Source organism: Micromonospora sp. NPDC049891, from assembly GCF_040660295.1.
Taxonomy (GTDB): domain Bacteria; phylum Actinomycetota; class Actinomycetes; order Mycobacteriales; family Micromonosporaceae; genus Micromonospora.
Genome location: NZ_JBFAML010000096.1, coordinates 1 through 1,011, shown reverse-complemented (window position 1 = coordinate 1,011; position 1,011 = coordinate 1). Strand labels below are relative to the sequence as shown.

Annotated in this window: 2 protein-coding genes; both read right to left on the bottom strand. The window is 67.0% G+C overall.

Annotated elements, in window-relative coordinates; translation table 11 throughout:
- Nucleotides 1-353: DUF2267 domain-containing protein (locus AB0I71_RS32690; protein WP_357591242.1), on the bottom strand; the 353-nt coding region annotated here is incomplete at its 3' end.
- Nucleotides 354-508: 155 nt separating this feature from the next.
- On the bottom strand, nt 509-1,011 hold a 503-nt coding region (locus tag AB0I71_RS32685), incomplete at its 5' end, for a TMEM175 family protein (protein ID WP_357591240.1).

The window sequence follows — 1,011 nt, the reverse complement described above, 5'->3', positions numbered from 1 at the left end:
CGTTCCGCCCTCGGCCCGGTCAACTGCCAGAACTCCTGCGGCAACTGGTCGACAGTGTCCCCGTACTCCTTCGCTCTGACCGCCTCACGAAGGGTGTCCAGCACGGCCCGTGCTCCGTCGGTGGCCACCTGGCGATCCACCCCGGCCCGCGACTGCACCCGTTCCAAGAATTCGGCAAGTCCGAACCGTTCCGGATCTTCGGTGGGCCTACCCACCAGCCCTCGTAGTTCCTGAGGGAGTTGGGAGGCGAGGTCCCTCGCCTGGCCGCCTGTGATCCTCTCTGCCAACGTCTCGAGCGTGGCGCGGGTGATCGGTTCCGCCTGCCCCGGTGGAACCTTCGGTCGTCCTGCCACGGACTGAATGAACTCGGTGTAGTTCACCTCGGATCCCCCTTCGAACGGATTACGGCGGGTACCCGCGCCCGTCGGGGTGAAACGGCGGTTCACCCGCCCGCAGCCGGGTGGCGGAGGGCGATCCCGACGAGGGCTGCGAGCCGGTCGTCTGACCGTCAGCTCCCTGGTGCCGGGGGGCGACGCGGGATCCGGCGGGTGAGAGGCACCTGGTATAGACCGGCGCTGGTGACGGCGTAGAGCACCGGCAGCACGACGAAGATCGCCAAGCCGGCGAGCGGCGCGACCAGGTAACCGATGAGACCTGCAGCGACGTAGAGGATGACCCCGACGAATGCCCGCACCCGCTCGGCGGGGAAATGCCGTCCACTCACCTCTTCCCTGAGTAGGTCTTTGCGCCGGGCCAGATAGTGGAAGAACGCCAGCCAGCTCGCGCAGAGCAGCGCGCCGATCAGCGCGTAGAAGGCGACGGCCACGCGCTGGTCCTGCTGGTCGTGCTCCTGCAACGCGTTCGAGACGACGGCGGTCGGGAACGGCAGCAGCGCGGTGCTGAACAGGACGAAGAGATTCACCCAGTGCAGGCCGCGATCGCTCTCCTTGATGCGATTGAACGTGCTCTTGTGGTTCAGCCAAACGACGGCCACGTAGGCGTATGAGGCGA